The sequence below is a fragment of the Massilia phyllosphaerae genome (assembly GCF_034659755.1).
GTDB lineage: Bacteria > Pseudomonadota > Gammaproteobacteria > Burkholderiales > Burkholderiaceae_D > Telluria > Telluria phyllosphaerae.
Genome location: NZ_JAXSQX010000009.1, coordinates 57132 through 82053 on the forward strand (window position 1 = coordinate 57132; position 24922 = coordinate 82053).

30 protein-coding genes are annotated in these 24922 nt (G+C 64.4%); 15 read left to right on the forward strand and 15 right to left on the reverse strand.

What is annotated here, in order from left to right; genetic code table 11:
* Positions 1-91: 91 nt before the first annotated feature.
* Positions 92-928 (forward strand): branched-chain amino acid aminotransferase, encoded by an 837-nt coding sequence (locus tag U1H99_RS26940; RefSeq protein WP_323144718.1) that lies wholly within the window; start codon positions 92-94, stop codon positions 926-928.
* 150 nt (positions 929-1078) lie between these two features.
* Here U1H99_RS26940 and U1H99_RS26945 read toward each other — a convergent pair whose 3' ends face one another.
* From U1H99_RS26945 to U1H99_RS26970, 6 genes are all read right to left on the reverse strand, one after another.
* Positions 1079-1648, reverse strand: a complete 570-nt coding sequence (locus U1H99_RS26945) for a DUF3617 family protein (RefSeq protein ID WP_323144719.1) — start codon at positions 1646-1648, stop codon at positions 1079-1081.
* Between the two features lie 109 nt (positions 1649-1757).
* Complete coding sequence (locus tag U1H99_RS26950) at positions 1758-4622, reverse strand: TonB-dependent receptor (RefSeq protein ID WP_323144720.1); 2865 nt, start codon at positions 4620-4622, stop codon at positions 1758-1760.
* 350 nt (positions 4623-4972) lie between these two features.
* The gene (locus U1H99_RS26955; RefSeq protein ID WP_323144721.1) at positions 4973-5644 is read right to left on the reverse strand and encodes a YiaD family glycine zipper/OmpA-like lipoprotein; all 672 of its coding nucleotides are present in this window, start codon (positions 5642-5644) and stop codon (positions 4973-4975) included.
* Between the two features lie 131 nt (positions 5645-5775).
* The gene (locus U1H99_RS26960) at positions 5776-5922 is read right to left on the reverse strand and encodes a lmo0937 family membrane protein (RefSeq protein ID WP_105378160.1); all 147 of its coding nucleotides are present in this window, start codon (positions 5920-5922) and stop codon (positions 5776-5778) included.
* A gap of 91 nt (positions 5923-6013) precedes the next feature.
* Positions 6014-6232 (reverse strand): hypothetical protein, encoded by a 219-nt coding sequence (locus tag U1H99_RS26965; protein ID WP_323144722.1) that lies wholly within the window; start codon positions 6230-6232, stop codon positions 6014-6016.
* Between the two features lie 208 nt (positions 6233-6440).
* On the reverse strand, positions 6441-7244 hold the full coding sequence (locus tag U1H99_RS26970; RefSeq protein WP_323144723.1) for a glycine zipper 2TM domain-containing protein: 804 nt from the start codon (positions 7242-7244) through the stop codon (positions 6441-6443).
* Positions 7245-7457: 213 nt separating this feature from the next.
* Here U1H99_RS26970 and U1H99_RS26975 point away from each other — a divergent pair, with 213 nt between their 5' ends.
* Entirely contained in the window at positions 7458-8189 is a 732-nt protein-coding gene (locus tag U1H99_RS26975; protein WP_323144724.1) for a Crp/Fnr family transcriptional regulator, read from the forward strand.
* Between the two features lie 131 nt (positions 8190-8320).
* On the opposite strand, the gene U1H99_RS26980 is transcribed toward U1H99_RS26975, so the two are convergent.
* The 3 genes from U1H99_RS26980 to U1H99_RS26990 all read right to left on the reverse strand — a co-directional run bounded on the left by U1H99_RS26980 (position 8321) and on the right by U1H99_RS26990 (position 11220).
* Positions 8321-8542, reverse strand: coding sequence for a YMGG-like glycine zipper-containing protein (locus U1H99_RS26980; protein WP_141828806.1), 222 nt, complete (start codon positions 8540-8542; stop codon positions 8321-8323).
* A gap of 29 nt (positions 8543-8571) precedes the next feature.
* A complete protein-coding gene (locus U1H99_RS26985; RefSeq protein WP_323144725.1) occupies positions 8572-8886 on the reverse strand; it encodes a BON domain-containing protein in 315 nt (104 codons plus the stop codon).
* A 264-nt stretch (positions 8887-9150) separates the two neighbouring features.
* Positions 9151-11220 carry an AsmA family protein gene (locus U1H99_RS26990; RefSeq protein WP_323144726.1) on the reverse strand — a complete coding sequence of 690 codons (2070 nt, stop codon included), beginning with the start codon at positions 11218-11220 and terminating at the stop codon, positions 9151-9153.
* Positions 11221-11402: 182 nt separating this feature from the next.
* On the opposite strand from U1H99_RS26990, the gene U1H99_RS26995 reads away from it, so the two are divergent.
* The 6 genes from U1H99_RS26995 to U1H99_RS27020 all read left to right on the forward strand — a co-directional run bounded on the left by U1H99_RS26995 (position 11403) and on the right by U1H99_RS27020 (position 14551).
* Positions 11403-11801, forward strand: a complete 399-nt coding sequence (locus tag U1H99_RS26995) for a DUF4398 domain-containing protein (protein WP_255517274.1) — start codon at positions 11403-11405, stop codon at positions 11799-11801.
* Between the two features lie 31 nt (positions 11802-11832).
* The gene (locus U1H99_RS27000; RefSeq protein ID WP_323144727.1) at positions 11833-12756 is read left to right on the forward strand and encodes an OmpA family protein; all 924 of its coding nucleotides are present in this window, start codon (positions 11833-11835) and stop codon (positions 12754-12756) included.
* A 64-nt stretch (positions 12757-12820) separates the two neighbouring features.
* Positions 12821-13357 carry a ferritin-like domain-containing protein gene (locus U1H99_RS27005; protein WP_141828809.1) on the forward strand — a complete coding sequence of 179 codons (537 nt, stop codon included), beginning with the start codon at positions 12821-12823 and terminating at the stop codon, positions 13355-13357.
* A 44-nt stretch (positions 13358-13401) separates the two neighbouring features.
* Positions 13402-13740 carry an ElaB/YgaM/YqjD family protein gene (locus U1H99_RS27010; protein WP_141828810.1) on the forward strand — a complete coding sequence of 113 codons (339 nt, stop codon included), beginning with the start codon at positions 13402-13404 and terminating at the stop codon, positions 13738-13740.
* 21 nt (positions 13741-13761) lie between these two features.
* Entirely contained in the window at positions 13762-14148 is a 387-nt protein-coding gene (locus U1H99_RS27015; RefSeq protein ID WP_141828811.1) for a phage holin family protein, read from the forward strand.
* A gap of 28 nt (positions 14149-14176) precedes the next feature.
* Positions 14177-14551 carry a hypothetical protein gene (locus U1H99_RS27020; RefSeq protein WP_323144728.1) on the forward strand — a complete coding sequence of 125 codons (375 nt, stop codon included), beginning with the start codon at positions 14177-14179 and terminating at the stop codon, positions 14549-14551.
* A gap of 230 nt (positions 14552-14781) precedes the next feature.
* Here U1H99_RS27020 and U1H99_RS27025 read toward each other — a convergent pair whose 3' ends face one another.
* Both U1H99_RS27025 and U1H99_RS27030 read right to left on the reverse strand, forming a co-directional pair.
* Positions 14782-15162, reverse strand: coding sequence for a hypothetical protein (locus U1H99_RS27025; RefSeq protein ID WP_323144729.1), 381 nt, complete (start codon positions 15160-15162; stop codon positions 14782-14784).
* A gap of 91 nt (positions 15163-15253) precedes the next feature.
* Entirely contained in the window at positions 15254-15721 is a 468-nt protein-coding gene (locus tag U1H99_RS27030) for an outer membrane lipoprotein (RefSeq protein ID WP_323144730.1), read from the reverse strand.
* 214 nt (positions 15722-15935) lie between these two features.
* Here U1H99_RS27030 and U1H99_RS27035 point away from each other — a divergent pair, with 214 nt between their 5' ends.
* The 3 genes from U1H99_RS27035 (at position 15936) to U1H99_RS27045 (ending at position 18230) form a co-directional block, all read left to right on the forward strand.
* On the forward strand, positions 15936-16484 hold the full coding sequence (locus U1H99_RS27035) for a hypothetical protein (protein ID WP_323144731.1): 549 nt from the start codon (positions 15936-15938) through the stop codon (positions 16482-16484).
* A gap of 91 nt (positions 16485-16575) precedes the next feature.
* Entirely contained in the window at positions 16576-16890 is a 315-nt protein-coding gene (locus U1H99_RS27040) for a BON domain-containing protein (protein WP_323144732.1), read from the forward strand.
* 47 nt (positions 16891-16937) lie between these two features.
* Positions 16938-18230, forward strand: a complete 1293-nt coding sequence (locus U1H99_RS27045) for an AI-2E family transporter (RefSeq protein WP_323144733.1) — start codon at positions 16938-16940, stop codon at positions 18228-18230.
* Positions 18231-18245: 15 nt separating this feature from the next.
* Here the strand turns inward: U1H99_RS27045 and U1H99_RS27050 are convergent, their stop codons facing one another.
* The 4 genes from U1H99_RS27050 to U1H99_RS27065 all read right to left on the reverse strand — a co-directional run bounded on the left by U1H99_RS27050 (position 18246) and on the right by U1H99_RS27065 (position 21154).
* On the reverse strand, positions 18246-18380 hold the full coding sequence (locus tag U1H99_RS27050) for a hypothetical protein (RefSeq protein WP_323144734.1): 135 nt from the start codon (positions 18378-18380) through the stop codon (positions 18246-18248).
* Between the two features lie 167 nt (positions 18381-18547).
* Positions 18548-18763, reverse strand: a complete 216-nt coding sequence (locus tag U1H99_RS27055) for a hypothetical protein (protein WP_323144735.1) — start codon at positions 18761-18763, stop codon at positions 18548-18550.
* 241 nt (positions 18764-19004) lie between these two features.
* A complete protein-coding gene (locus U1H99_RS27060) occupies positions 19005-20024 on the reverse strand; it encodes a YihY/virulence factor BrkB family protein (protein ID WP_323144736.1) in 1020 nt (339 codons plus the stop codon).
* A 98-nt stretch (positions 20025-20122) separates the two neighbouring features.
* Positions 20123-21154, reverse strand: coding sequence for an OmpA family protein (locus tag U1H99_RS27065; RefSeq protein WP_323144737.1), 1032 nt, complete (start codon positions 21152-21154; stop codon positions 20123-20125).
* A 601-nt stretch (positions 21155-21755) separates the two neighbouring features.
* On the opposite strand from U1H99_RS27065, the gene U1H99_RS27070 reads away from it, so the two are divergent.
* The 4 genes from U1H99_RS27070 to U1H99_RS27085 all read left to right on the forward strand — a co-directional run bounded on the left by U1H99_RS27070 (position 21756) and on the right by U1H99_RS27085 (position 24888).
* Positions 21756-22364: a winged helix-turn-helix domain-containing protein gene (locus U1H99_RS27070; protein ID WP_141828820.1), complete on the forward strand. Its 609-nt coding sequence runs from the start codon at positions 21756-21758 to the stop codon at positions 22362-22364.
* A gap of 156 nt (positions 22365-22520) precedes the next feature.
* On the forward strand, positions 22521-23327 hold the full coding sequence (locus tag U1H99_RS27075) for a glutathione peroxidase (protein WP_323144738.1): 807 nt from the start codon (positions 22521-22523) through the stop codon (positions 23325-23327).
* Entirely contained in the window at positions 23324-24196 is an 873-nt protein-coding gene (locus tag U1H99_RS27080) for a M90 family metallopeptidase (RefSeq protein WP_323144739.1), read from the forward strand. Before U1H99_RS27075 ends, U1H99_RS27080 begins: the two co-directional genes overlap by 4 nt.
* A gap of 137 nt (positions 24197-24333) precedes the next feature.
* Positions 24334-24888, forward strand: coding sequence for a hypothetical protein (locus U1H99_RS27085; RefSeq protein ID WP_323144740.1), 555 nt, complete (start codon positions 24334-24336; stop codon positions 24886-24888).
* The last annotated feature ends 34 nt before the right edge of the window (positions 24889-24922 follow it).

Here is a 24922-nt window from a genome sequence, read left to right on the forward strand (position 1 = left end):
ACCGTGGTCAGGCGCAGGCGCTGTGCGGCACCGAACCCAGCGCTCGGCGGCTGGCGTATACTCATGCATTCAGTCACCACCCGGGAAGCACATGTATCTCACTTACTACAATGGAGAATGGACCGAAGGAAATACGCCGCTGGTGGGCGCGATGGACCACAGCGTCTGGCTCGGCTCGTCGGTATTCGACGGCGCGCGGGCGCTGCACGGCCGCCTGCCGGACTTGCGTCCGCACCTGCAGCGCGTGATCGACTCGGCCGACAAGCTGGGTATGCGCTGCCCGCTGTCGGTGGACCAGATGGAAGCGCTGGTGCGCGAGGGCGTGGCGAAGTTCCCGCCGGATGCCGAACTGTATATCCGTCCGCTGGTGTTCGCCTCGGAAGGCTTCCTGATCCCGGTGCCCGATAAGGCCTCCTTCGTGCTGACCCTGTTCGACGCGCCGCTGCCGCCTTTCACCGGCTTCTCGAGCTGCCTGTCGACGCTGCGCCGCCCGGACAATTCGATGGCCCCGACCGACGCCAAGGCCTCGGCCCTGTACGCCAACACCTCGCGCGCGCTGCGCGAAGCCAAGGCGCGCGGCTTCGACAATGCGATCCTGCTGGATGCGGCCGGCAAGGTGACCGAGTTCGCTTCCTCGAATCTGTTCCTGGTGACGGCCGACGGCGTCGTGGTGACCCCGGCCCTGAACGGCACTTTCCTGGCCGGCATCACACGCGCGCGCGTGATCGCGCTGCTGGCGGCAGAGGGCGTGCAGGTGCAGGAACGGTCGGTGCAAGTGGAAGAGCTGGCGACGGCGCGCGAGATCTTCAGCACCGGTAACTACGGGAAGGTGACGCCGTGCACGCGTTTCGAAGCGCACGAGATGGCGGCGGGGCCGGTGGCGCAGCGGGCGCGGGAGCTGTATCTGGCTTTTACAGAAACCACTTGAAGTAGAACGACCGCCGCATAAAACGTCGTCGTCCCTGCGCAGGCAGGGGCCCAAGTTTGTACGCGTTTCGATAACGCCAGCAACTTGAGCCCCTGCCTGCGCAGGGGCGACGTGCGTATTGCGGCGCAGTGAAGAGCACTCGCCGCCCGCTTACCTTCCTTTCGGCGTGCCCATCGGCTTCACCCCACCGCAATCTGCCCCCACCCAGCGCCCGGTCACATCCATGTCCACCGTCCCGCTGCGCTCCTCGCTGGTGATCTGCACGCGCCCGCGGTAGCTGGTATCGCTCTCCATGCTGATCTCGCCTTCACCGCGCGCACGCGGCTTGGTGCAGTTGAACGCGACCTTGAAACGGTTGCCCGACAAGGGCGTCACGTTCTGGCTGCATTCGCCGCCCTGGACCGGGAAAGTCTTGCGGTCGATCATCTCGCGCGTCATGCACACCGACGAGTGGATGTTGCCGCCTTCACCAAGCTGCAGCTGGACGCCGTTGCGGTTCATCATTTGCTGGAGCGACTGGCGCTGCTCGGGCGACATGTTGGCCAGCTGCTTCTGCATCTCGCTCATGGCCGACTGGATCTGCGGGTCGGACGAGCTGACCCGGTTGTTCAATTCCCACAGGCCGGGTTTCATGTTCAGGGTCTGGGCCGCGCCGGCCGCGGAAGGAAGGGCGGCGCCGGCGCAAGCCAGCAGGGCGAGGAGGGACAAGCTGCGTTTCATGGTGTTCCTGTTGTCGGACAATAAGTCATGTTCCCAGCATACACCGTGCTCATGAAAAAAGCCGCCCGGCTGACGCGGGGCGGCTCGACCATCTGGGTTCAGTCGGTGATTACTTGAACTTGTAGGAGGCGCTCAGGCGGAAGTAGCGGCCCATGCCGTTGTGCAGTTGGGTGTTAAAGCCGGTAACCGATTCACGCGGATCGTACGGTGCCTTGGTGTCGAACAGGTTGCGCACGTTGGCCGCCAGCGTCCAGTTCTTGAAACCGGTATACGAATAGCTGGCGCCGAAGGTCAGCCATTCGTCGACGTTGCAGTCGCCGTTGGTTTCCAGGTAGTTCGGCAGGCCGCCCAGCGACACGTTGGCCGGCAAGGTGCCGGTGTTGGTGCCGTAGTGGCAGAACGGCGCCGGGTAGGTGACGGCGCTGTCGTAGCGGCGCTGCAGCGAGACCGACGACACGTAGTCGGCCGTCAGGGTCACGTTGTGGTCGCCGCGGCTCCAGGTCGAGGCCAGGTTGAAGCGGTGACGCGGCATGTCGCCGACCGAGGTGGCCCAGTCGTACAGGCCGCCGTTGGTGCCGGTCAGGTCGTGCGAGATTTCGCCCGGACGCTCGACGCGCTTGAAGCGCAGCATGTAGGTGTAGTTGGCGCGCGTCGTGATGCGGCCCGACTCGCCCAGGTTCATGCGGTATGCGGCTTCGAAGTCGATGCCCGAGGTGTCGGTGCTGCCCTGGTTGATGAAGGTGCGATTGATCGCCAGCAACTGGCCCGAGTTCGGGATCACGTTACCGTTCGCATCGACCAGGTTGTTGTTGTCACGCACGGCCAGGCCCGGGTACTGCTCCGGGTGCTGGACCACGGTGCCGGCTGACAGCAGGACGGTCTCGTTCTTCTTGACGATGCGGTACCAGTCGACCAGCAGGTCGAGGTTGCGGGTCGGGTTGATGATCGCGCCGAACGAGTAGCTGCGCGAGGTCTCGTTCTTCAGCGCCGGGTTCGGGGTCGAGATCGACGACACGCTTCGCTTGCAATCCAGCAGGTCGGCGCCCGCCACCGGGACGATGCCGTCCGGGCAGCGCAGCACGTCGGTGAAGTTGTTGTTGAACGACTGCACGCCGCCCGGCGACACCTGCGACAGCGCCGGTGCGCGGAAGCCCTTGGCGAAGCTGCCGCGGAAGGTGACCTTGTCGGTGGCGGCCCACTTGGCGCCGACTTTCGGCACGAAGCTCTTGGCGTTCGGGTACTTGTCGTAGCGGCCGGCGAAGTCCATCTCGAAGGTCTTAGTCCACGGGGTGCGCATTTCGACGAAGGCCGACTTGACGTTGCGCTGGCCTTCCAGCACCGAGTTCGACAGGCCGATGATGTTGCCCTTGGCCAGTTCCGGGTCCGAGGTCAGGCCCAGTTTTTCCTGGCGGATCTCGGCGCCGAAGGCCAGGCCGATCTCGCCGCCGGCCAGTTTGCCGAACGAGGTCGAGGCCTTGGCGTCGAGCTGGGTGACTTGCGAGTAGCCGGTATTCTCGACGTCGCGCACGGCGTTCGGGTCGGCGATGGTGGCGGCGATGGTGCGGCGCTCGGTCACGATGCGGTTGATCACCGGGAAGTACAGGTAGCCGTGGCCCAGGTCGTTGCGCTCGGCGCGGTTGTACAGCAGGCCGGTTTCCCAATCCCAGCTACCGGTGGTGCCCTTCAGGCCGGTCAGGAAACGGTAAGTCTTGTTGACGGCCTCGGAGCTGGCGTCGGTGCCTACGAAGCGGAAGGCGGCAGCGGCGCTGTAGCCGGTGTACGGATTGTCCGGGTGGCCCGACGGCAGCAGGAGCTGGTAGCTGGTCGGCAGGCCGTTGACGCGGAACACGGTGGTCGCGCTGGTCGAGTTGATCGACTTCGGCGCGCCGCTGTATTCGCGTTCCACGCGCGAGAAGCCGATCTCGGTGAACGAGTTGACGTTATCGCTCAGCTTGACAGTGATCTTCGACAGCAGGTTGACGTCGGTGCCCTTCGACTGCGCTTCGTTGTACTCGTTGAGGTCGAAGTTGCAGAAGGTGCGGCCGGTCAGCATCGAGGTGGTGCCCGGGTTGACGGCGATACCGTTCGCCTTGCTGCCGGTGACCAGGTTGCCGGCACAGCCGGCGGTGCTGTTGCTGATGAACGGGCCAGCGGCGGCGCTCGTCGAGAAGGCCGCGCCCGGCTTCGACTGGCGGAAGATGAACGGGTTGCCCGAGACATAGCTGCTGTACTCGTTCAGGCGGTAATTGATGCGGGCGTACTCGTCCTGCTCGATGTCGCGCACGTCCTTGATGCCGGTGCGGCCGCGCTGCGACACGTCGAAGCTGATCAGGGCGTTGAAGCGGTTCTTCTCGAGGTCGCCGAAGCCGATCACGCCGTTGACGTTGTTGCGGTTGAATTCGCCGTTGTCGTTGGCCGAGGTCGAGGCCGAGACTTCGGCGCCCTGGTAGTCGTCCTTGGTGATGAAGTTGATCACGCCGGCGATCGCGTCCGAGCCGTAAACGGCCGAGGCACCATCCTTGAACACTTCGACGCGGGCGATGGCCGATACCGGGATGCTGTTCAGGTCATAGATGGTCGACTTGCCGTTGTTGGGGTCGGCGTAGGCGGCAGCGGCGATGCGGCGGCCGTTCAGCAGGACCAGGGTCGACGAGGTGCCGAGGCCACGCAGCGACGCGGTCGATGCGCCTTTAGAAAAGCCGCCGTCGTCGCGGATGTCGTTGGCGGTGCCCGAGCCCATGGCCGGGATATTGCGCAGCAGCTCGGCGACGGTGTTGGCGCCGGTGGCAGCGATTTCCTTCGCATTCAGCACGCTGATCGGCGACGAATCTTCCTTGTCGGCGCGCTTGATGTTGGAACCGGTCACGTAGACCTTCTGCATCGGCTCCTGGGCCTGCGCGAGGACGGTGGCGGGTGAAGCAAGGGTAAGGGCAACAGCGATGACGCTGTACTTGACTGCGAATTGCTTGGTCAAAATCTCTCCAATCTGTGAAGCTTTGAAACCCTGGGCCGTCCATCGCTGGAAGGGCCGGGTCTGCCTGTTATGTCCCGGATGTCAAGACAGCCGAGGGCAAGCATGAAAACATTTTCGATAGGAAAATGTCAAAGCGGATTGTGATTTTGTATGAGTATTACAACGGGTATAAAAGGATGCGATAACGTCGATGCGTTACCGCGTTTTTATGTATATGTTTCCCTGGCGTAGGGCGTGAGCGATGTGAAGCAGGCATGGAATTGCGGGGACAGGCTTGCGGTCCCCGCCTGATCGCTGTCGATGTACAGCGGCCCGCGCTCGCATCGCGCGTATTTCACGCGGGCCCGTGTTCAGCCTTGCTGCTGCGGTTCGCTGACATAGATCTCGACCCGGCGGTTGCGGGCACGGCCGGCTGGATCGTCGTTGGACGCGATCGGTTCGCGCGCGGCGCGGCCTTCGACCGTGATGCGGTTGCTGGCGACGCCGCGCTGCGCAAGATAGCTGCGCGCGCTGGCGGCGCGGTCCAGCGACAGCGGCTGGTTGATGGCGTCGCCGCCGGTGCTGTCGGTATGGCCAATGATGGTGACGAAGGCGGCCGGGTTGTCGTTCAGCGTGGTGGCGAAGCGGTTGAGGATGGGACGGAAATTCGACTTGATGTCGGCGCGTCCGGTGTCGAACGAGATGTCGCTCGGGATCTGCAGCTTGAGGCGGTTGTCGGCGGTCTGCGAGACTTCGACGCCGGTGCCGCGGGTGGCTTGTTCCATGGCCTGGCGCTGCTGCTCCATGCGCTTGGACCAGACGTTGCCGACCACCGCGCCGGCAGCCGCGCCCAGCAGCGCGCCGCGTGAGGTACGGCCACCGCCGCCGCCGCCCGTGGTGGCGCCGAGCAGGGCGCCCAGTCCGGCACCGACGCCGGCGCCGGTTGCGGTGCCGCGCTGGGTGGCGTTCATGTCTGCGCAGCCGGAGGCGGCCACGGCGAAAGCGGTCGCGCACAGCGTCGACCGGATGAAAGTGATGTTCATCGTCGTTCTCCCAAAAAAAACATCCGTTTCGTGGTCACACTCTCGTTAGGGAGCCGTGATCGCGAAACGGATCGCAGGTAATGCGGGTCAGGCGGATGCCTGGCGTAATGAGTCGGGCTAGATGCCTCAGGCTAGATGCCTCGGCCACTGATCAGGCGCACCAGGATCATGATGACGGCGACGACCAGCAGGATGTGGATGAAACCACCGACGGTGTACGAAGTGACCAGACCGAGCAGCCACAGGATGATGAGAATGACGGCGATAGTGTAGAGCATGATAGTGTCCTCTTTTGATTGAACCGGCGCTGCGTGTGCCGTGAAATCAGTATCCGATCATTGCTGGCTACGCTCCGTTCGATGCCGTACATTACGCCAGATTTTTTTGTTCTTTTCGCAATCCCGGGATCCAGCCCATGAAGCCCATCAGGCCGACGCAACCGATGAGGCAAGTCAGCAGGCCGCCGCCGATCAGGAAGATGACATCCTGGGGCGCGAGCTCGCCGCCGGCCTGAGGCGCGCTTGCCAGGCCAAAACCCGTCAATAAAAGTCCCCAAAGGATGATACCGATCCATGCAAGGCTGTTCATGATGTGCTTCCTTTCCGTTGGTATCCGTCATTGTCTTTCGACGTGAAAGGATTCTTATATGCAATTAAAAACAGGTCCGTGCGCTGGCACACATTGCGAAAAAGAAAACGATTTGCCGCAAGGCAAATCGTTTTTCCAGGTGTTGGAGGCCGCTTCCCGCAACGCCGAAAGGGCCGGAATACGCCTATTCCAGAGGATGCATGACGGCTCAGGCCGCGCGCAGCGAACCCTTCACGATGCGCACGCGGTCGCCGTTGCGCCAGCGCGGGGCGCTCTGCTGGTGGAAGGTACGCAGGGTGCCGTCATCCAGGCGCACCCGGATCTCGAAGCTCTGGGTCGCCTTCATGTTGCCTTCGACCTGGTTGCCGACCACGGCGCCGCCGACTGCACCGGCAACCGTGGCCAGCTGCCGTCCGTGCCCGCCGCCGACCTGATTGCCGAGCAGGCCGCCCAGGATCGCGCCGCCGGCTGCGCCGACGCCGCTGGCGCGCGCACGCGTGCTGATGGTGCGCACCGACTCGACGTTGCCGCAGGTGCCACACCAGCGTGCGCCGGTATCGGCCTCGGCCGTGCGTACGGGCGTGGCCTCACGCACCGGTTCGGCGGGCGCTGACGGGTAGGCCGTGGCGGCGCCCGACACGGTCGCGCCCTGGCTGCCGCTGGCGCCGTACTGGACGCTGCCGGCAGGGTAGGCCGGCGCTGCCGGCGCGGCGGCCAGTGCCTGCACCGGCACGCCAGTTGCCGGCGCTAACGGCTGCGGCGGCATCGCTTGCGGGGCTGCCAGCGCCGGTGGCGGCGGGGCGTAGGCCGGCTGTGTCTCTTGCTGCAGGCCGGCCGTCAGCGCGGCGCGGTCGGTGTCGCTGAGCTGGTTGCGGCTGCTGCCTTTCGAGGCGGGCAACCAGCCCATGATGGCGGCGGTACCCACCGCGCAGAACAGGATCACCGCCAGGGCGGCGGCGATCAGGAGAGGGTGCTGGCGCGGCGTGGCCGGCCGTGGCTGGTGTGGGTTCATAAAGGTTCCTCAAAATATGGTGTTCAGTCCGGTTCCTCGATTGTCCTTGTCAACAACACCAGGTTCCGTGCGTCACCGTACATACTTCGCCCTGCACAGCCAGTACGCTGGTAACAAGTTGTTAGTTAACCTTAGTGCCTGGCGTATGTACTTGATTTTTAAAATGTTCTTGGTATTGATGCTGCGCCATTGCTGCCCAACCGTGAGGGTCCGATGAATTCTCCTGCTCCACCAGTGGTTGCCGAGCACAACGCCAATCTGCTGCTGGCCGCGCTCCCACTGGAGGAGCTGGACCGCATGCTGCCGGCGCTCGACCACGTCCAGGTGGAAGTCGGCGCCGTCCTGTGCGAACCGGGCGATCCGATTCGCCACATCTACTTTCCGCACGATTGCCTGATCTCGCTGATGGCCGTGGCTGAAGGGCGCATGACGCTCGAGGTCGGCCAAGTGGGGCGCGAAGGCATGCTCGGCGCCACTGTCGCGCTCGGCCACGACGTGACCCAGGTCCGCGCCGTGGTCCAGCGCGCCGGCAGCGCCAGCCGCATCGACGCTGCCCACCTGCGCGACGAATTCGCGCGCAATCCGTCGCTGCAGCGCGTGCTGTACCGCTATACCGATTCGCTGCTGGCCCAGGCGATCCAGATCGCTGTCTGCAGCCGTTACCACGTGCTCGAAGCACGGCTCGCGCGTTCGCTGCTGGTTACGCGCGACCGCCTGCACTCCGACCGCTTCCACCTGACCCATGAATTCCTGGCGCACGCGCTCGGGGTGCGCCGCGTCGGCGTCACCAAGGCCGCCAGCGCGCTGCAGCAGCACGGGCTGATCAACTACAGCCGCGGCAATATCGAGATCCTCGATCCCGCCGGCCTGGCGGCGGCGGCCTGCACCTGCTACGAAATCGTGCGCGAAGCCGGCGCCAGCATCGGTGCGCCGGCATTCGCCTGATCCCGCACATCCGTTTTTCCTGCCGTTGCCGGCGCTTGCTCACATAACAAAAACAAAAGCCCCATAACAAAAAGCCCCGCGTCTAGCGGGGCTTTTTGTAAATGTGGCTGGCAGGATATATGGCTGGCCGATCAGTGCGTGGTCTTGACCTGGTTGCCGATCACGCCGCCGACGGCTGCGCCACCCACGGTACCGACGGCGCTGCCACCGGTCAGGACGCCACCGATCACGGCGCCGGCGCCAGCGCCGACAGCGGTGTTCTTGTCATTTTGCGACATGCCGGCGCAGCCGGTCAGGCCGAATGCGACGGTGGCGATCGAAGCGGTAGCGATGATGTGTTTGATGGCTTTCATGATGTTCTCCTTTGATGAGGTTTTACTGCTTATTTGAGACGCAGGTCGTTCTTGACCGACTTGACGCCCTTCACGGTACGGGCCACCGATGCGGCGGTCGCCACATCGTTGGCCTGGCCGACGAAGCCGCTCAGCTGGACTACGCCCTGATAGGTTTCGACGTTGATCTCGGTCGATTTCAGGCGCGAATCCGCGAGGATGGCGGCCTTGACGTTGGTCGTCAGGCTGGCGTCGTCGATGTACTGGCCAACGCTTTCACGCTTGCCGCCGTCGCTGGCGCAGCCGGTCACCATGCCAAGCAGGAGGGCGGTTGCCAGGGTCGCGGTGGTACCGAAATGCTTCATGATGGAGTCCTTGAATTATTGTTTATGCGAGTTATTGTTCGTTCTTGCGGAGGCAGCGACGGGACATTCCCGCCGCACCACCATGACTGCAGAATAGTGCTCTTTTGACTACCGCTCTGTACGTCAAATAACACTCGGACGCACGGCAAGCCTGCTGCGCGTTGCGCTGACGGTCTGCGATGCTCACCGTACCTCCGTACAGTTGCGCTTCGCGACCGCCAGCGCTGCTGCTCGCTACGGTTTGCCGAGCGCATGTCCAACATGTCAGCGCTTGGCCGTCTTGCCCGGCGGCGGCGCTTCCGGCTTGGCACGCGCCTTGGCCAGCAGCGAGGAGCACGGGCTGTCGTGGCCTGGTCCAGTGTTGATCAGCGGCAGCAGGGCGGCGGCCGGTGCCGCGATCACTGCGAGCGCGGCCGCGGCGCCACCCTTGAGCGCCAGCACCTTCTTGTCGAGCGACAGGTCAGGCTTCTTGAAGGTGCCTTTGACGTAGAACGGCGTACGCAGGGTGAACAGGCGCAGTCCCTTGGTCTCGGGTTTCACGCGCAGGTTCATCTGCTCGTTGTTCAGGTTGACCCAGCCGTCGATGTCGACGATTGCTTCCTCGGTGTCGAGCACGAAGGTGCGCGTCTGCGCCACGCCGTTGGTCACGGCGAGGTCCGAGGCCAGGCAGTTCAGCTGCACCTGCTTGTCGCCGAACAGCTTGGTGATGATGACGTTGCCGACGTTCAGGCCGGCCTCTTCGAGCAGCAGCTTGCTGACCACGCCCTGGCTCACCAGGCCCTTCACTTCGCCGTTCGACTTGGCCAGCATCTCGGCGACGGAATCGCCGGTCGCGCTGAGCTTGGTCTCGGCATAGATGTCGCCGGCCGTGGCCTGCTGGATCTTCTCGACCGCCGGGAACAGCTGCTTGATCTTGATCTGGCGCGCGGTGGCGTCGAGCGTGGCCTTGATGGCGTCGCCCTTGGCGTTGCCGCCGCTGCTGCCGTCGAGCTTGATATGCGAGGTCACGCTGCCGCCGGCGAAATTGAAGTTCAGCGGGTTCAGGGTCAGCACCCCGTTGTTCATCACCAGGTGGGTGTTGAGCTTGCTGAGCGGCAGGTTGGCGGTCTTGATGATGCGGTCCGCCGAGAACTTGACGTCGGCGTCCAGCGCCTTCCATTTTTCAGTGTGGAATTTCTCGACCGGTAGCGCCTTGCCTTCCGGCTGGACGTCGGCCACGCCGCGCTTCTTCTTGTCGGCGTTGGAGTCGGCGCCGACCAGCGGACCCAGGTCCTCGAAGCGCAGCTGGTGCGACACCACGGTGGCGGTCAGCTTGTTGCGCGGTTTCTGGGCCGCGAAGCTGAGGGTGCCGCCGATGTCGGACTGGCCGACCTTGCCCTTGAACTTGTCGTAGGTCCAGCGGCTCTTGCCTTCCTCGCCGATCGAGCCGGTCAGGTGGCCCTCGGTCGAGAATGCCGGGGTCTCCGGCAGCACCACGCCGGTGAGGGCGTACAGGCGCGCCATGCTGGGGCCGGCCAGCTTCAGGTTGAGGTCGAGACCGGACAGCTTGGCCGGGCGCGTGACCGTGCCTTCCAGCGCGACGCGATAGGGGCCGCCATGCATGTCGGCCTGGACCGGGAAGGGCGCGTCCTGGTCCTGCAGCGACAGCACCGCGCCGGCCTTGCCGCCACCGCCGACCGGAACGTCGTTATAGGTGCCGCGCAGCTTCCAGCCGATGCCGTAGGTCGGATCGTTGTTCAGGGTATCGATGTCGGCCGTGACGTCGGCCTTGGTTATCGCATCCAGCACGTGGACCTGGCCACGCGACAGCACCAGGCGCTCGAGGTCGAGCTTCCACTTCGATTCCTTCTCTTCATGCTTGTAGACCCAGTTGTAGTGGGTTGCATCGGTGCGCAGCAGCTCGACACGCGGGCCGTCGAAGCGCAGCACCGGGATGTTGATGGTGTGCTTCAGGAGGGCAAATGGATTGAGGGAAAACGAAAACTGGCGCACGCTGGCCATGTCGCGCTGCGGCAGGCCGGCCGGGTTGCCGACGTGGACGTCATTGGCATACAGGTGCGGCCAGGGGATGTAGTCGCGCCAGGTGCGCTGGTTCGGGATGATGCTCTCCGACGGCCGCTCCCAGTGCACGGTCAGGTCGCCGACGATGGCGAAGGGGCGGTCGATGGCTTCGCTAACCTTGGCGTTGAGCCAGGGCTTGGCGCGGTTCCAGTCGAAGGTGAGCAGGATGATGATGGCGATGATCGGCAGGGCGATCAGGATACCGACGATGCTGAGGGTGATCTTCAGCGGGCGCGACATGTGTCTGGCCGGCTTGGTCTGCTGGTCTGTCATGGCTGTCCTCTATACGAGATGTTAGCCGCAGATTAACGTAAAGGTTTATCCGTCAATGTGCGGTGGCACACCGTGAGAGGGGGAACTGCTGGGTAAGCGGTGGGCAATGTGCGCCAGCGAACCGAAAGCGTCTATTAATAGGGTTATAACGTTACCAACACAGAAAGCTTGAACAGGAGGACATGATGCCAAAACAATCGATGAATCCGCTGCAGGTGCTGCTGCGGGTCGGCGCTGCCGCCGCCGTATTGTCGCTGGCTGCCTGCGCCAGCGAGGAAAGGACCCCGGCCACGGCCGCTGTCGCGGTGTCGCACAACGCCGTCGACAACGCGGTCTCGGCCGGCGCGCCGGAACTGGCGCCGCAGGAAATCAACGCGGCGCGCGACAAGATGATGCGTGCCAACCAGGCGCTGGCCGCCAAGGATTACAAGCTGGCACGCGAGCTGGCGGTGCAGGCCCAGGCCGACGCCAAGCTGGCCCAGAGCAAGGCCGCCTCGGCCAAGGCCACGGCCGCCGCCGACGCACTCAACCAGGACTTGCGCGTGCTGCGCCAGGAAGTCGACCGCGCCAATTCGCAATAAGAAAAACAGCACCGATAGAAAGGGATAGCACATGAAAGCGCATTTCACGAAGTCGCTGATGCTCGCCGGCAGCGTATTCCTCGCCGCCTGCAGCTCGGTGCCGACCACTACGCCCACCCTGGACGAGGCGCGCGCCGACTTCGTCGCCGCCAACAACAACCCGCAGGTGTCGAGCTACGCGCCGAACGAATTCCGCCAGGCCACCGACGCGCTCGACCGCGCCAACCAGGCCGCCGCCAAGCGCGAGAGCCTGGACACCATCGACCGCCTGGCCTACGTGGCCAAGCAGCGCATCGCCACCGCCCAGGAAGTGGCGAAGGCCAAGACCGCCGAAGCCGAGATCGCCAACGCCAGCCGCGAACGCGATCGCGTACAGCTGGAAGCCCGCACCGCCGAGGCCGAACGTGCCAAGCGCGACGCCGCTGCTGCCCAGGCCCAACTTGCCACCGCCCAGGCCCAGGCCGCCGATGCCCAGGCACAGGCCCAGGCGGCGCAGCAGCAGGCCGCCCAGCTGGCCGAGCGTTCGGCCCGCCTGGAAGCCATCCTGGTCGAGCTGCATGCCCAGAAGACCGACCGCGGCATGGTCGTGACCATCGGCGACGTCCTGTTCGGCACCGACCGTGCCGAACTGAATGCGAACGGCGTCGCCACGGTGCGCAAATTGGCCGAGGTCATGGCGCAGAACCCGGACCGCACGGTCCTGGTCGAAGGATTTACCGACAGCACCGGCGGCTCGGCCCATAACAAGGACCTGTCCGAGCGCCGCGCGGCGTCCGTGGCGCAGGCCCTGACCGGCCTGGGCGTGCCGCGCGAACGCGTGGCCACGCGCGGCTACGGCGAGGCCTACCCGGTCGCCGCCAACGACACGGCGGGCAACCGCCAGCTCAACCGCCGCGTGGAAATCGTGCTGTCGAACCAAGGCGCGGCGATTCCGCCGCGCGCAGCGCAACGTTGAACTGCGCGCTGAACCGCGCGCTGAACCGTCTTAACCCAAGCAAAAGAAATAAGGAAGAGTCATCATGAACGAAACGAATTCCAACCTCGGCCACGGCTTCGACGTCGCTGAGATCCGCCGTGCCGCCGCCAACCTCGAAGACGGCGCGGTCACCGACGGCTACGCCGCCGACCGCGAGGCCGTGATCTCGATGCTGAACGCCGCGCTTGCCACCGAACTGCTGTGCGTGCTGCGCTACAAGCGCCACTACTTCACCGTCAGCGGCCCGAACACCGGCCACATCAAGGCCGAGTTCCTCGAGCACGCCCAGCAGGAGCAGGACCACGCCGACCGTATCGCCGAGCGCATCGTCCAGCTGAACGGTTCGCCGAACTTCAACCCGGCCACGCTGACCCAGCGCAGCCACGCCGAATACGACGATTCCGACGACGTGCAAGCAATGATCCGCGCCGACCTGATCGCCGAGCGCGTCGCCATCGAATCCTATCGCCAGATGATCCAGGCGATCGGCGACAAGGACCCGACCACCAAGCTGATGCTGACGGAAATCCTTGCCACCGAAGAAGAGCACGCGGACGACATGAGCGACCTGCTGGCCTGAACCAGAATCGATTACAAACCACCCACCAACAACAGGAGTAGAACATGCTGAACAATATCCGCGCCACTGCCAACGAAGCCGCCGTCAACAGCAAGCTGGACGATGCCAACACCGACGTGAAAGCCCTGGTCAAGGACGCGCAGTCGCTCCTGACCGCCGCCGCTGCCCTGACCGGCACCAAGGCCGACGATCTGCGCGAGCGCGGCATGGCGCTGCTGGATTCCGCGCTGGGCAAGGCTGGCAAGTACCAGGATCAAGCCGTCGTCAAGAGCAAGGAACTGGCGAAGACAGCCGATGTCTATGTCAAGGATAACCCGTGGCGTACCGTCGCCGTGGCGGCCGGTGTCGGCCTGCTGGTCGGCGTTGCATTAGGACGTAAATAATAGCGGACGGGGGCAGCAGCCATGGATAACCAAGAAAACGTCGTGCACAGCCCCGGCCTGCTGGGTGGCATCACCGCGCTGGCCAAGAACGTGGTGGGGCTGTTGGTCTCGCGTGCGGAACTGGCCGCGCTCGAAATGGCCGAGGTGCGCAACCACCTGATCGAACTGGTCGCCATCTTCGCGGTGGCGGTCATGGCGACCTGGTTCGCGCTGGCCTACGGCACTGCGACGATCGTGGCGCTGGCCTGGGACGAAATGGGCTGGAAGATCCTGCTGGTCATGTTCATCGTGTTCGTCGTCCTGACCGCCGTGCTGGTCATGAAGGGGATCTCGATGCTGAAACAGGGCAAGCTGACTTTCCCGGAAACCATGAAGGAACTGCGGAACGACCGCGACATGTTGCTGTAAAGCGCTGATGTAAAAGGAGAGTGTTCCCATGCAAGCAAAAGACTACCACGTCAGCCCCGGCCACAACGGTTCTCCCGAAGAGCGCAAGCGCGCGTTGCTGCGCGACGGCGAGTTCTACCGCGCGGGCGTGGCCCACGCGCGTGCCCAGATCACGCATTCGGCCCGTCCGGAAGTGATGTTCCACTCAGTGCTGGACCACGCGACCTGGGTGCTGCGTACCCGCGCCGATGCGCTGCTGAAGCCGACCGGCACCAGTGTGTCGGTGCTGGCGCCGTACGCGCTGACCGCGATCAGCTTCATCCGCAAGCGCAAGCTCGGCAAGCAGGCACTCGGCGCCGGCCTGCTGGTTGGCGCGATCGGATGGTATTTGCAGCGCAAACGCGCGCAGCAAGTGTCATACTGAGGTATGCTGATCCCGTAGCGCGCACTTTGCAGCTTCTTTCCGGCTGCAGGGTACGCGCAGCCGCCGGGCCGATGCGTCGGTCCGGCGCCGCAGTTTATGGCAAGGCATGACACGCACGACAAGGTGTGGGGCCATGCCGCAATGCATATGGTGGGGCTTGAGCGGCGCCGCAATCTCCGATTGGGCGCCGTCTTTTTGTCTGCCGCTTGCGTGCCCGGGCGCCCGTGCGCTTACCGCACGCCGGGTTCGGCGGTCGCCGGCGTGGTCGTCACGCTGGTGGTGCTGGTGTCGCCGACGGTGGTGGTCCTGGTCGTCGTCACGCTGCCCATGCCACCCGCGGCCTGTACCTGGGCCGGTGCCGCCTTCATGTCTTCCTGCCGGGTCTGGCGCGCCTTCTGCAGGCAGGCACTGCGCTCGTTCGCCGGTCCCCTGGCGCAGGCGCGCTTCGCTTCGTCGTAGGCCGCGCCGATTTCCTTCTGTAATGTTTTCAAGCCTGCCTGGCGACCTTCGCTTTCCGCCTTGGCGGCGTCGTTTTGCGCGTGGGCGGCGCCGCTCAGTGCGAGGGCGCAGGCCAGTGCCAGGCTACACAAGGTCGGGATCGATGTGCGCATCGTGCCTCCTTCACATTTCCGTTTGCTCATGAAAAAGCCGGCGCAGGCGCCGGCGGGTAGGATTGCGCTTCGTTAGCGGCTCAGTAGCGACTCAGTACCGGTAAACGCGGCCGTCGACGATGCGCACGCGGTTGCCTTCGCGCAGGTCATACACGCTGTCCTGGGTCACGTCGCGGTACTCGCCATTGTCCAGGCGGACCCTGACCAGATACATCTGCTGGCCTTCGGCATTGCGGTTGGCTTCGACCCGGTTGCCGATCACGGCCCCGGCCACGCCGCCGGCCACGGTGGCCGCGGTACGGCCGCCGCCACTGCCGACCTGGTTGCCCGCCAGCGCACCGACCACGCCGCCGAGGAGGGCACCGCCGCCTCCGGTGCGACCGTCGCCGCTGCTCACCTGGATCGATTCGATCGTGCCGTAGCCTGCCGATGCCGTGTTGTCGTAGCCGTGGCGGTAGCCGTCGTTGCTGCCGTAGTAGGGTTGCGGATTACTGCTGGCGCAGCCGCCGAGGATCGCGCTGGCCGCGACGAGTGCGACCAAGGTATGAGGTGCTTTCATGACTTGTTCTCCTGGCAAAAATGTCAGTTCAGCTTAAGCACTCGTCGCACCAGGGTCTGTGCGATGGCTAACCGTGTCTTTATACGCTAGGGCTATAGACTTTTATCAGCTTCTAGTGGGATTCGGATGCATGTGTACGGCACCGAACAGAAAGCTTCCTTACGGCAGAGTAAAACGTCATCAAGGACTGAAAAGAACGAAAACAGGAGTCGTGATGCGAACACCCCATATGATCTTGCTGCTGGCCGCCGCCCTGTTGTGGGCGGCCGGGCATGCGCGTGCGGCCACCCCCGAGGCCAAGCTGGCTTACCAGCAGGCACGCGATGCCGCCGGCGCCTCCTACAAGAATGCGCGTGCCCGCTGCGATGCGATCACCGGCAATCCCAAGGACATCTGCGTCGCCGAGGCCAAGGCCCAGCGCGTACAGGCCGAGGAATCCGCCCGCGCCCGCTATGAAGACACGCTGAAGGCCTTTACCCGCGCCCGCGTGCGCATCGCCGCGGCCAATTACCAGCGCGACCAGGCACGCTGCGCCGGCATGACCGGCAACGACAAGGATGTCTGCAAGGCCCAGGCCAAGGTCACGCTGGTCGCGGCCGAAGCCGACGCCCGCGCCGACCAGAAGACCATCGAGGCGCGCAACGATGCGCGCGCCGACAAGCTTAGCGCGGCCTACCGCGTCGAGATGGAGAAATGCGATGCCTTTGCCGGTGCCGCCAAGGACCAGTGCGTCTCGGCAGCCCGGACGGCATTCAACAGGTAACGAGGAATCGTTTCAACGAAGGGCGGATCGCTCCGCCACCCGCTCACCAGAGCTCAACCAGCAACACATCATCAACAACAAGGAGTCCACCATGAACATGACCAAACGCGTCGCTACCGCCATCTTCACCGCTACCGTTGCCTTCACCATCGTCGGCTGCTCGTCGACCGGCACCCGCGAATCGACCGGCGAATACGTCGACGACTCCGTCGTCACCGGTAAAGTCAAGGCCGCGATCTTCAACGAGCCGAGCCTGAAGGCAACCGAGATCAACGTCGAGACCTACAAGGGCGACGTCCAGCTGTCGGGCTTCGTGGCTCAGGCGCAAGATGCACAGAAAGCCGCTGAAGTCGCACGTGGCATCAAGGGCGTGAACTCGGTCAAGAACGACATCCGCGTCAAGTAAGCAGTCTACAATGCCGGTCGATCCGGCATTTTTATCAGGCAGGACATATGCAGCTCGCCAAACCAGGCCCGGTATCTTCCGAGGCAACCGAGCCGGCGGACCCGGCGACGACCGCCGCGGAACCCGAGCCGGAGGCGGCTGCACGCGCCGCCGGCCTGTTGTCGCCGGCGGGTGCGCCCACCGGCGAAGCGCTGGGCGCCCAGCATGGCGGGCTGCGCCTGCCGATGCACGTCAATGCGCGTGGGCTGTCGCTCGGCATCATCGCCACGGTGGCCTTCGTCTACGCCCTGCAATGGGCCAAGAATTTCTTCGTGCCGCTGTTACTCGGCATTTTCATCGCTTACACGCTCAGTCCGGTCGTGCGCTGGCTCGAGCGCTGGCACATCAAGCGCGCCATCGGCGCCACCCTGGTCACCGGCCTGATCCTGGCCGGGCTGGCGCTCACCGTGCAGCGCGTACAGGGCGAAATATTCAATATCGTCGACGAACTGCCGGCCCTGACGCACAAGGTGACCAAGCTGATCACCCAAGCCTCGGACGGCACCCCGTCGACCATCCAGCAGATGCAGGCCGCGGCGGCCGAGATCGAGCAGGCGGCGTCGAACTCCGGCGCCGATGCGCGCCGTGCGGCGCAGCAGCGGCGCGCGGTGGCAGCGGCCGCCCAGCAGGCGGCCAGTGCCGGCTCGAGCAACTTCCGTATCATGGACTGGCTGCTGGCCGGTTCGGTCGGCCTCGCCAGCTTCCTTTCGCAGGCGACCATGGTGATCTTCCTGGTGTTCTTCCTGCTGCTGGCCGGTAATACCTTCAAGCGTAAGCTCGTCAAGCTGACCGGCCCCTCGCTGACCAAGAAAAAAGTCACCGTGCACATCCTCGAGGACATCAACACCTCGATCCAGAACTATATGTTCATGCTGCTGGTCACCAACGTGCTGCTGGCGCTGTTCATGTGGGTGGCGCTGCGCCTGATCGGTCTCGAGAATGCCGGCGCCTGGGCCATCTTTGCCGGCGTCGCCCACGTGATGCCGTATTTCGGCCCGCTGCTGATCACCACCGCCACCGGCCTGGTCGCCTTCCTGCAGTTCGAGTCGGTGCGCATGGTAATCCTGGTGGCCGGCGCCTCGATGGCGATCGCCACCCTGGTCGGCATGGTGGTTGCCACCTGGATGACCGGCAAGATCGCCAAGATGAACCCGGCGGCCGTCTTTGTCAGTCTGCTGTTCTGGGGCTGGCTATGGGGCATGTGGGGCCTGCTGCTCGGCGTGCCGATGGTCATGGTGATCAAGGTCGTCGCCGAGCGCGTGGAAGGGATGGAAGTGGTGGCGGAGCTGCTCGGCGAATAGCGTTGCCATTTACCGTCAGGTTAGCGTGCGGCACAGCAAGCCCATCCCGACCGCGCCCATGGCGGTGAACAGGACGGCAATGCATTCGGCCTGGGTGGAATGCACGCCGTAGAGCGCGAACCTGACGTTGATCCGGATCTGCTCGATCACCGGATCTGCTCGATCAACAGACGCTCCATGCCGGCCAGCAGCAGACAGCCTGAGAACAGCCGGCCTGTCACGGATGCCTGCGCAGCGCCCACAGCACGCCAAAGTAGGACAGGGCCATCGCCGATTCGTAGACCGGGGTCGGATAGACGCCGGGGGTAGCGATCAGCTCACAGGCCGCCGAATACGCTCGGTCCCGAGCGGCTGGAGATCAGCACCAGCGGATCGCGCCAGAACAGGTCGCCGTTTTCCAGGACATGGAACAGGCGCGCCCCGCCGATGCCCGCGCACAGCACGACCATCGTTACATCGCCGACCAGCGTATGCGGGGCATGTTCGACCGCGATGCGCCGTCTCTCGCCGTCTTTCGCGAAGCGCCTGGCCATGCCGATGCGCCCCTCGGCGTGCAGCCGGCGTAATTCGCGGTCGCAAGCAGGCTGCGGCAGTCAAGGTCGCCAGAGCGACCAGAGGGCGAAGGTGGCGAAGGGCAGGGGCAGGCGCACCCTGGTCAGGAAATAGACGACGTTGCCCAGGTAAGGAAATGACGTGCTTTTCCTCGATTGAATAAAAAAACTCCGCGAAGGTGGCTTTCACCGTTCGCGGAGTGCTCGCCGTCAGGCGCTGCGGTCAATGCGTATGGCTGACTGCCACGCCGAGCCGCCGGTCCTGGCCGGTGTTACCGCGGCGGTCGCGCGAGCCCGGGCTGCGGCGTTCGCGGATGCGGCGTTCCGGGCGGCCGTCGGGCAGGGTGGCCATCGCCGCGGACGTGTGGCGGTCTTTCTTGCTCAGGCTGCCCATCTGGAGCGCGTACTGGCGTGCGAATTCTGCGCCGAGGAAGAAGATTTGTGCTGAGTAATATACCCACAGCAGCAGCGCAATCAGCGAGCCGGCCGCGCCGAAGCTGTCGGCGGTGCCGCTGTTACCGATATACAGTCCAATTCCGAATTTGCCCAGCGTAAACATGACGGCGGTGCCGAGCGCGCCGATGGTCACGTCGTGCCACGACAGGTGGATGCGCGGCAGCAGCTTGTAGATGGCGCCGAACATGGTGGCGATGACGAGGAAGCCGAATGCCCATGCCACCCAGCCGAGGATGACGGTGGTGGAGTGCCAGATCCCGCCCAGGTATTTTTCGACCAGGGTCAGTGCGGCGGAAACGACGAGCGAGGTCATCAGGAGCAGGCCCAGGGTCAGGATCAGGCCGAACGAGAGCAGGCGCGTGCGCACCGTGTCCCACCAGCTGGCATCCTTGGGCGGCGGCACGCCCCAGATTTCATCCAGGCTGTCCTTCAATTCCGAAAAGGCGCTGGTCGCGCCGACCACCAGCAGGACCGAGGCGAGGATGGTCGCGAACAGGCCGCTGTCCTTGTTTTGGGCGCCGGCCAGGATCGCCTGGATGGTAGTGGCCCCTTGCGGGCCGACCAAGCCGCGCAATTCGTTAAGTAACTGCCCTTGAGCAGCTTCGCGACCGTAAAAAAAGCCGGCCACGGCGATCACCAGCACCAGGATCGGTGCCAGCGAGAACAGCGAATAGAATGCCAGGGCTGCGCCCTTGCTGGCCGCGCGATGGTCTATCCACTCCGTGATGGCGCAGCGCATCACATGGATGAGCTTGCGCATGTACGGCATAAAGTTTTTTACTTCCATAGCGCATCTCCAAAAGACGAACGCGCCCGAAGGCGCGTTCTCGGGCCTACGCCCACTCGACTGGCGCCCGGGAGGGCGCCGTCAATTCAAGCCAGCAATTACTGCACGCGGCGTTCGATGGTGATCTGCTCGACTTCCACGCGGCGGTTCGGTGCCAGGCAGGCGATCAGGTCCGACTTCTTCTTCTGCTTGCAATCGGTCACGATCGGGTTGGCCTTGCCTTTGCCCGAAGCGCGCAGACGGCTGCCGTCGATGCCCTTGGCGACCAGGTAGTCACGCACGGCGTTGGCGCGGCGCTCCGACAGCTTCTGGTTGTACTTGTCCGAACCCAGGCGGTCGGTGTAGCCGGTGACGTCGACGTTGCTGATCGAGGTGTCGGCCTGCAGGGCAGCGGCGATCTCGTCCAGTTGCGGTGCCGGGGTGATCACGGTGGCGCTGTCAAAACCGAAGGTCTTGTTGGCGTCCAGGGTGACTTTCTCGAAACGTGCCGGCGGCGGCGGCGGCGGAGCGACCGGTTCCGGCTGAGCGACCGGCGGCGGGGCTTCGACGACCGGGGTCGGGGCTGCGACCGGGACCGGCTGCGGTGCCGGGCTCAGGGCGTAGTTCAGGCTGACCGAAGCGTACTTGGTCAGGGACTTGTTGAAGCCGTACTTGTCGTCGTCACGCAGGTTCGATTTCACAGCGCGCACGTCGGCTTGCAGCGCGAGGCGGTCGTTGATGCCGACCTGGAAGCCCAGGCCTGCAGTCGCGTATGGCGACCAGCCCGAAGCGCGGCGCAGCGGGGTGCTCATGTGGTCACGTTGACCACCGACGCCCAGCAGCAGGAACGGGCGGAAGTTCTGGCGCGACAGCATCAGCAGGGAGTCGATACCGACCAGGGTCTGGCGGTAGTCGTTGCCGTTATCCTTGGCACGGGCGTGGGTTGCGCCGATCTGGATGTCCCACAGCGGGTGCACAGGCTTACCGAATTTCAACCCGCCGCCCCAGTCCTTGTCATCGACGCCGAAATCCGCGTCCGGCTTGATACCGACGACGGTCGGTGCAATGTACCACGACGGATTGATGACTTCTTGTGCCAGCGTGGAACCGGCCGAGCAGAGGATGGCGGCAGCCAGAGCGATCTTCTTCATGTTATTCACAGGTAACTCCCATAAGTTGTAAAGGTACTGACATCGCATGCCTTGCAGTGATGTTGATGTCAAGCTTACAAGTCGTTCCTCGTTGAGGTCCGTGCGCTAGCGCACCTAGGAACGGCTGGTGTGGAAATTTTACAACGTGAGCGGTTACAAACTGTCGAGTGAGTGTTTCCGAATGTTACGGAATTAAGTGTTTTTGTCCATATTTGCAGTCAGATATTGCTCCATATGTAAGCAATCTGCCTATATAGAGCCTACATAAGCGTGCAAGATGTCATAAAACCGACATGTTTGCCCATTCACAATTTTTTTTGAGCGCCAACAAAATATTTGGTCCGCATGTTGTTTTCTTGTCGTTTCAATCGTGCGAAGGTGTGCTGGCCAGGTGTTCGGGCATAGTGGAGAGCGTTAGCTCAGCCATTTCCTACTCGTTCGGAATTTTCCGGCAATGTTGGATGGCGCACAGACCAGGCGTGATGACACAGGCAATCTTGTATCCAGTTAAGCGGAACCGCCGTGTTGTCATTAGGTCATAAGACAGACGATGGGCCCGCAGCCTCACCAGAACACTGTCTTTTATACGGAGCAAACCAATATGCATGCAGCGACTCACCACAATGCGGTGCAAGGCGATCTCAACGCAGTGCACACGTCCAGCAACTCTGCACTGATCGAACGTGTCCCGCCGCAACCGACCGAACGCTCCCCGATTTCGCTGGCGCCGATCGAACGTGTGCGGTCGACTTCCGCTACCCAGCGCCGTATCGAGAACATGCAGAAGCTGATTGGCGAGCTGCAAACCCATGAAATGCTGGCCGACGAAATCGCCTGGTTCCTGAAGTTCTCGCCGTCGGGTGCCCGTAAGTACATCCGCGACCTGCGCGAAGCCGGCGTGATCGAGCTGGCCCGCTATATCGAAGGCACCGCCACCTACCTGGGCAAGGCCGTGTACCGCATCTCGCCGGATCCGGACCGCGTCAAGACCTTCCTGGGTGCGATCTGCCAGCCGAAACGCGAAGGCGCATCGCCGCGCAAGGAACGTCCGGGCCTGCGCGAGCAGAGCATGGCTGGCACCGGCCGCCACTTCCACATCCTGGCCGACGACACTCACTACGCGATCCGCGTGAACCGCAGCCCGGTCACCCGTGACCCGCTGGTCGCCGCACTGTTCGGCCCGGCCCCGGGCCAGACCGTCGCCAAATAAGCTTGCTTGGCAGGAGCGCAGGCCGCTCCTGAGCGCAGTTCTCCCATAAGCGCCACCCTGCTTCGTGCAGGGTGGCGTTTTTTTTCATTGAAAACCTGGCAATGGCGCGCATATGCAGGCGAACGCGGCATCTTGTCCGCCCATCCAGGAGAGAAAATGTTACCGACTGCCGCTTCATTGCAAGGAAAACCTGTTCCACAAGTCACGTTCAAGACGCGCAGCGGCGGCCAGTCGCGCGATATCACCAGCGACGAGCTGTTCAAGGGCAAGACGGTGGTGGTGTTCGCCCTGCCGGGCGCCTATACGCCGACCTGTTCGTCGGCTCACCTGCCGCGCTATAACGAACTGGCGCCAGCCCTGCGCGGCCACGGCATCGACGATATCATCTGCATCTCGGTCAACGACGCCTTCGTGATGGACGAATGGCGGCGTGGGCAGGAAGCGGAGCACGTCACCATGATCCCCGATGGCAATGGCGAATTCACCGCCGGCATGGGCATGCTGGTCGACAAGCGCGCGCTCGGCCTGGGCCAGCGCTCCTGGCGCTATTCGATGCTGGTGCGCGACGGCGTCGTCGACACCATGTTCATCGAGGCCCAGGACGAGAACGACCAGGAAGCCGATCCGTTCGAGGTATCCGACGCCGACACCATGCTGCGCCACATCGCGCCCGATGCCAGTGCGCCGGAACCGGTGGTGATGTTTTCCAAGCCGGGCTGCCCGTTCTGCGCGCGCGCCAAGGCGGTGCTGAAGGCGCGCGGCATCGACTTCACCGACATCTCCCAGGACAGCAAGATCACGACCAGCGTGCTGCGCGCCGTGTCCGGCGGCACCACCTGGCCCCAGGTATTCGAGGGCGGGCGCCTGATCGGCGGCGCCGACGAGGTGGTGGCCCATTTCGGGCCGGCGCCGGTGGTGCAGCCCGAGGCCGAGGCTGCAGCCAGTGCCGGCGGCGGGGCATGATGGAAGACGCACTGGTTCCCACGCTGCTGGCCCTGGCGCTGCTGGGGGTCTGGCTGACGCCGCGCTGGCGCCTGCGGCGGGCGCTGGCGCGTCCGCTTACGCCGGCCCAGCTCGCCATCATCGAGCACAACGTGGCGCAATACCGCGGCATGGCGGCGGCCCGCCGCAGCGAGCTGCAAGACCTGGTCAAGCGCTTCCTGCATCACAAGACTTTCGTCGGCTGCGCCGGACTCGAGGTCACCGAAGAGATGCGGGTGACGATCGCGGCCCAGGCCTGCTTGCTGCTGCTGGGGCGGCCCGGCAAGGTGTACCCCGGCCTGCATTCGGTGCTGGTGTATCCGGGCGCCTTCCTGGTGCCGCGCAACGAAGTCGACGCCGCCGGCGTGGTTACCGAGACGCGCCAGGACCTGCTGGGCGAATCCTGGGGCGACGGCCGCGTGATCCTGTCGTGGGAACACGTGCGCCGCGCCGGCCACGAGGCCGAGGGCACGCACAACGTGGTGCTGCACGAATTTGCGCACCAGCTCGACAGCGAGTCGGGCAGCACCAACGGCGCACCCTTCCTCGGCAGCGCCGAACGCTACCGCAGCTGGTCGGAAACGCTGGGGCGCGACTTCGCGCTGCTACGGCGCGACACTGCCTGGGGCTACCGCGACGTGCTCGATCCGTATGGCGCGACCAACCCGGCCGAGTTCTTCGCGGTGGCGACCGAAACCTTTTTCGAATTGCCGCACGCGCTGGCAACACGCCATCCCGAACTGTATGCCGAGTTCCAGGCCTACTTCCGGGTCGATCCGCGCGAGTGGCTGGCGGCGCCACCGCGGCTTGAACCCGAGCCCTGGGGCGTGGTCTATGGACAATGGCAGTAGCAGCGGCGTGACTCGACGTACGCCGCCGTGGCGGCACCGGCTGCGTGCGTTCGCGTACAGAACGGTCGAGCTGGCACGCGCATGCTGGGCGTGTCCGCGCGCCGACTGTGGCGTGCACCACCGTCGACGGAGGAACCATGTCCAATATCATTGCAGGTCATTTCCAGCTCCAGGATGAGGTCGAGACCGCGCGCCGTGCGCTGGTCGATGCCGGCTTCGCCAGCGAGCGCATCAGCGGTTTCTACCTGAGCCAGCCGGGCCAGCACGACATGACGCCGATCGGCGGCGACCACCTGCACTCGCCGGGCGCCAAGGAATCGCCCGAAGGCGTGGTGCAGGGCGCAGGTGCCGGGGCCGCCGTGGGGGCGGTGGCCGGTGCCGCCACGGCCCCGATCACCGGTCCGCTCGGCGCCGTGGTCGGTGGCCTGGTCGGCGCCCACGTCGGCTCGCTGTTTAGCTTTTCCAAGATGAAGGATGCCGGCGAAAAAGAAGAGGGCGGCCGCGCGCCGGTCGAGAACCGTCCGGCCGGGATGCTGGTCGCGGTGGCCTTCGACGATGCGGGCCGGGAACAGGAGGCGGTCGCGCTGCTGCGGCGCCTGGGCGCCCACCACATCGAGCGCGCGCAGGGGAATATCGTGGATGGCGACTGGGCCGATTTCGATCCGTCGAGCATTCCGGATATCATTCGCTGAATCAATTTATTTTGCTACTCGCTCATGCCATCGC

What these genes read in the sequence shown, in the direction of transcription:
- U1H99_RS26940 (WP_323144718.1), top strand. Translation starts at nt 92, where the DNA reads ATGTATCTCACTTACTACAATGGAGAATGGACCGAAGGAAATACGCCG.
- U1H99_RS26945 (WP_323144719.1), bottom strand. Translation starts at nt 1,648, where the DNA reads ATGAAACGCAGCTTGTCCCTCCTCGCCCTGCTGGCTTGCGCCGGCGCC.
- U1H99_RS26955 (WP_323144721.1), bottom strand. Translation starts at nt 5,644, where the DNA reads ATGAACATCACTTTCATCCGGTCGACGCTGTGCGCGACCGCTTTCGCC.
- U1H99_RS26960 (WP_105378160.1), bottom strand. Translation starts at nt 5,922, where the DNA reads ATGCTCTACACTATCGCCGTCATTCTCATCATCCTGTGGCTGCTCGGT.
- U1H99_RS26965 (WP_323144722.1), bottom strand. Translation starts at nt 6,232, where the DNA reads ATGAACAGCCTTGCATGGATCGGTATCATCCTTTGGGGACTTTTATTG.
- U1H99_RS26970 (WP_323144723.1), bottom strand. Translation starts at nt 7,244, where the DNA reads ATGAACCCACACCAGCCACGGCCGGCCACGCCGCGCCAGCACCCTCTC.
- U1H99_RS26975 (WP_323144724.1), top strand. Translation starts at nt 7,458, where the DNA reads ATGAATTCTCCTGCTCCACCAGTGGTTGCCGAGCACAACGCCAATCTG.
- U1H99_RS26980 (WP_141828806.1), bottom strand. Translation starts at nt 8,542, where the DNA reads ATGAAAGCCATCAAACACATCATCGCTACCGCTTCGATCGCCACCGTC.
- U1H99_RS26985 (WP_323144725.1), bottom strand. Translation starts at nt 8,886, where the DNA reads ATGAAGCATTTCGGTACCACCGCGACCCTGGCAACCGCCCTCCTGCTT.
- U1H99_RS26990 (WP_323144726.1), bottom strand. Translation starts at nt 11,220, where the DNA reads ATGACAGACCAGCAGACCAAGCCGGCCAGACACATGTCGCGCCCGCTG.
- U1H99_RS26995 (WP_255517274.1), top strand. Translation starts at nt 11,403, where the DNA reads ATGATGCCAAAACAATCGATGAATCCGCTGCAGGTGCTGCTGCGGGTC.
- U1H99_RS27000 (WP_323144727.1), top strand. Translation starts at nt 11,833, where the DNA reads ATGAAAGCGCATTTCACGAAGTCGCTGATGCTCGCCGGCAGCGTATTC.
- U1H99_RS27005 (WP_141828809.1), top strand. Translation starts at nt 12,821, where the DNA reads ATGAACGAAACGAATTCCAACCTCGGCCACGGCTTCGACGTCGCTGAG.
- U1H99_RS27010 (WP_141828810.1), top strand. Translation starts at nt 13,402, where the DNA reads ATGCTGAACAATATCCGCGCCACTGCCAACGAAGCCGCCGTCAACAGC.
- U1H99_RS27015 (WP_141828811.1), top strand. Translation starts at nt 13,762, where the DNA reads ATGGATAACCAAGAAAACGTCGTGCACAGCCCCGGCCTGCTGGGTGGC.
- U1H99_RS27020 (WP_323144728.1), top strand. Translation starts at nt 14,177, where the DNA reads ATGCAAGCAAAAGACTACCACGTCAGCCCCGGCCACAACGGTTCTCCC.
- U1H99_RS27025 (WP_323144729.1), bottom strand. Translation starts at nt 15,162, where the DNA reads ATGCGCACATCGATCCCGACCTTGTGTAGCCTGGCACTGGCCTGCGCC.
- U1H99_RS27030 (WP_323144730.1), bottom strand. Translation starts at nt 15,721, where the DNA reads ATGAAAGCACCTCATACCTTGGTCGCACTCGTCGCGGCCAGCGCGATC.
- U1H99_RS27035 (WP_323144731.1), top strand. Translation starts at nt 15,936, where the DNA reads ATGCGAACACCCCATATGATCTTGCTGCTGGCCGCCGCCCTGTTGTGG.
- U1H99_RS27040 (WP_323144732.1), top strand. Translation starts at nt 16,576, where the DNA reads ATGAACATGACCAAACGCGTCGCTACCGCCATCTTCACCGCTACCGTT.
- U1H99_RS27045 (WP_323144733.1), top strand. Translation starts at nt 16,938, where the DNA reads ATGCAGCTCGCCAAACCAGGCCCGGTATCTTCCGAGGCAACCGAGCCG.
- U1H99_RS27055 (WP_323144735.1), bottom strand. Translation starts at nt 18,763, where the DNA reads ATGGCCAGGCGCTTCGCGAAAGACGGCGAGAGACGGCGCATCGCGGTC.
- U1H99_RS27060 (WP_323144736.1), bottom strand. Translation starts at nt 20,024, where the DNA reads ATGGAAGTAAAAAACTTTATGCCGTACATGCGCAAGCTCATCCATGTG.
- U1H99_RS27065 (WP_323144737.1), bottom strand. Translation starts at nt 21,154, where the DNA reads ATGAAGAAGATCGCTCTGGCTGCCGCCATCCTCTGCTCGGCCGGTTCC.
- U1H99_RS27070 (WP_141828820.1), top strand. Translation starts at nt 21,756, where the DNA reads ATGCATGCAGCGACTCACCACAATGCGGTGCAAGGCGATCTCAACGCA.
- U1H99_RS27075 (WP_323144738.1), top strand. Translation starts at nt 22,521, where the DNA reads ATGTTACCGACTGCCGCTTCATTGCAAGGAAAACCTGTTCCACAAGTC.
- U1H99_RS27080 (WP_323144739.1), top strand. Translation starts at nt 23,324, where the DNA reads ATGATGGAAGACGCACTGGTTCCCACGCTGCTGGCCCTGGCGCTGCTG.
- U1H99_RS27085 (WP_323144740.1), top strand. Translation starts at nt 24,334, where the DNA reads ATGTCCAATATCATTGCAGGTCATTTCCAGCTCCAGGATGAGGTCGAG.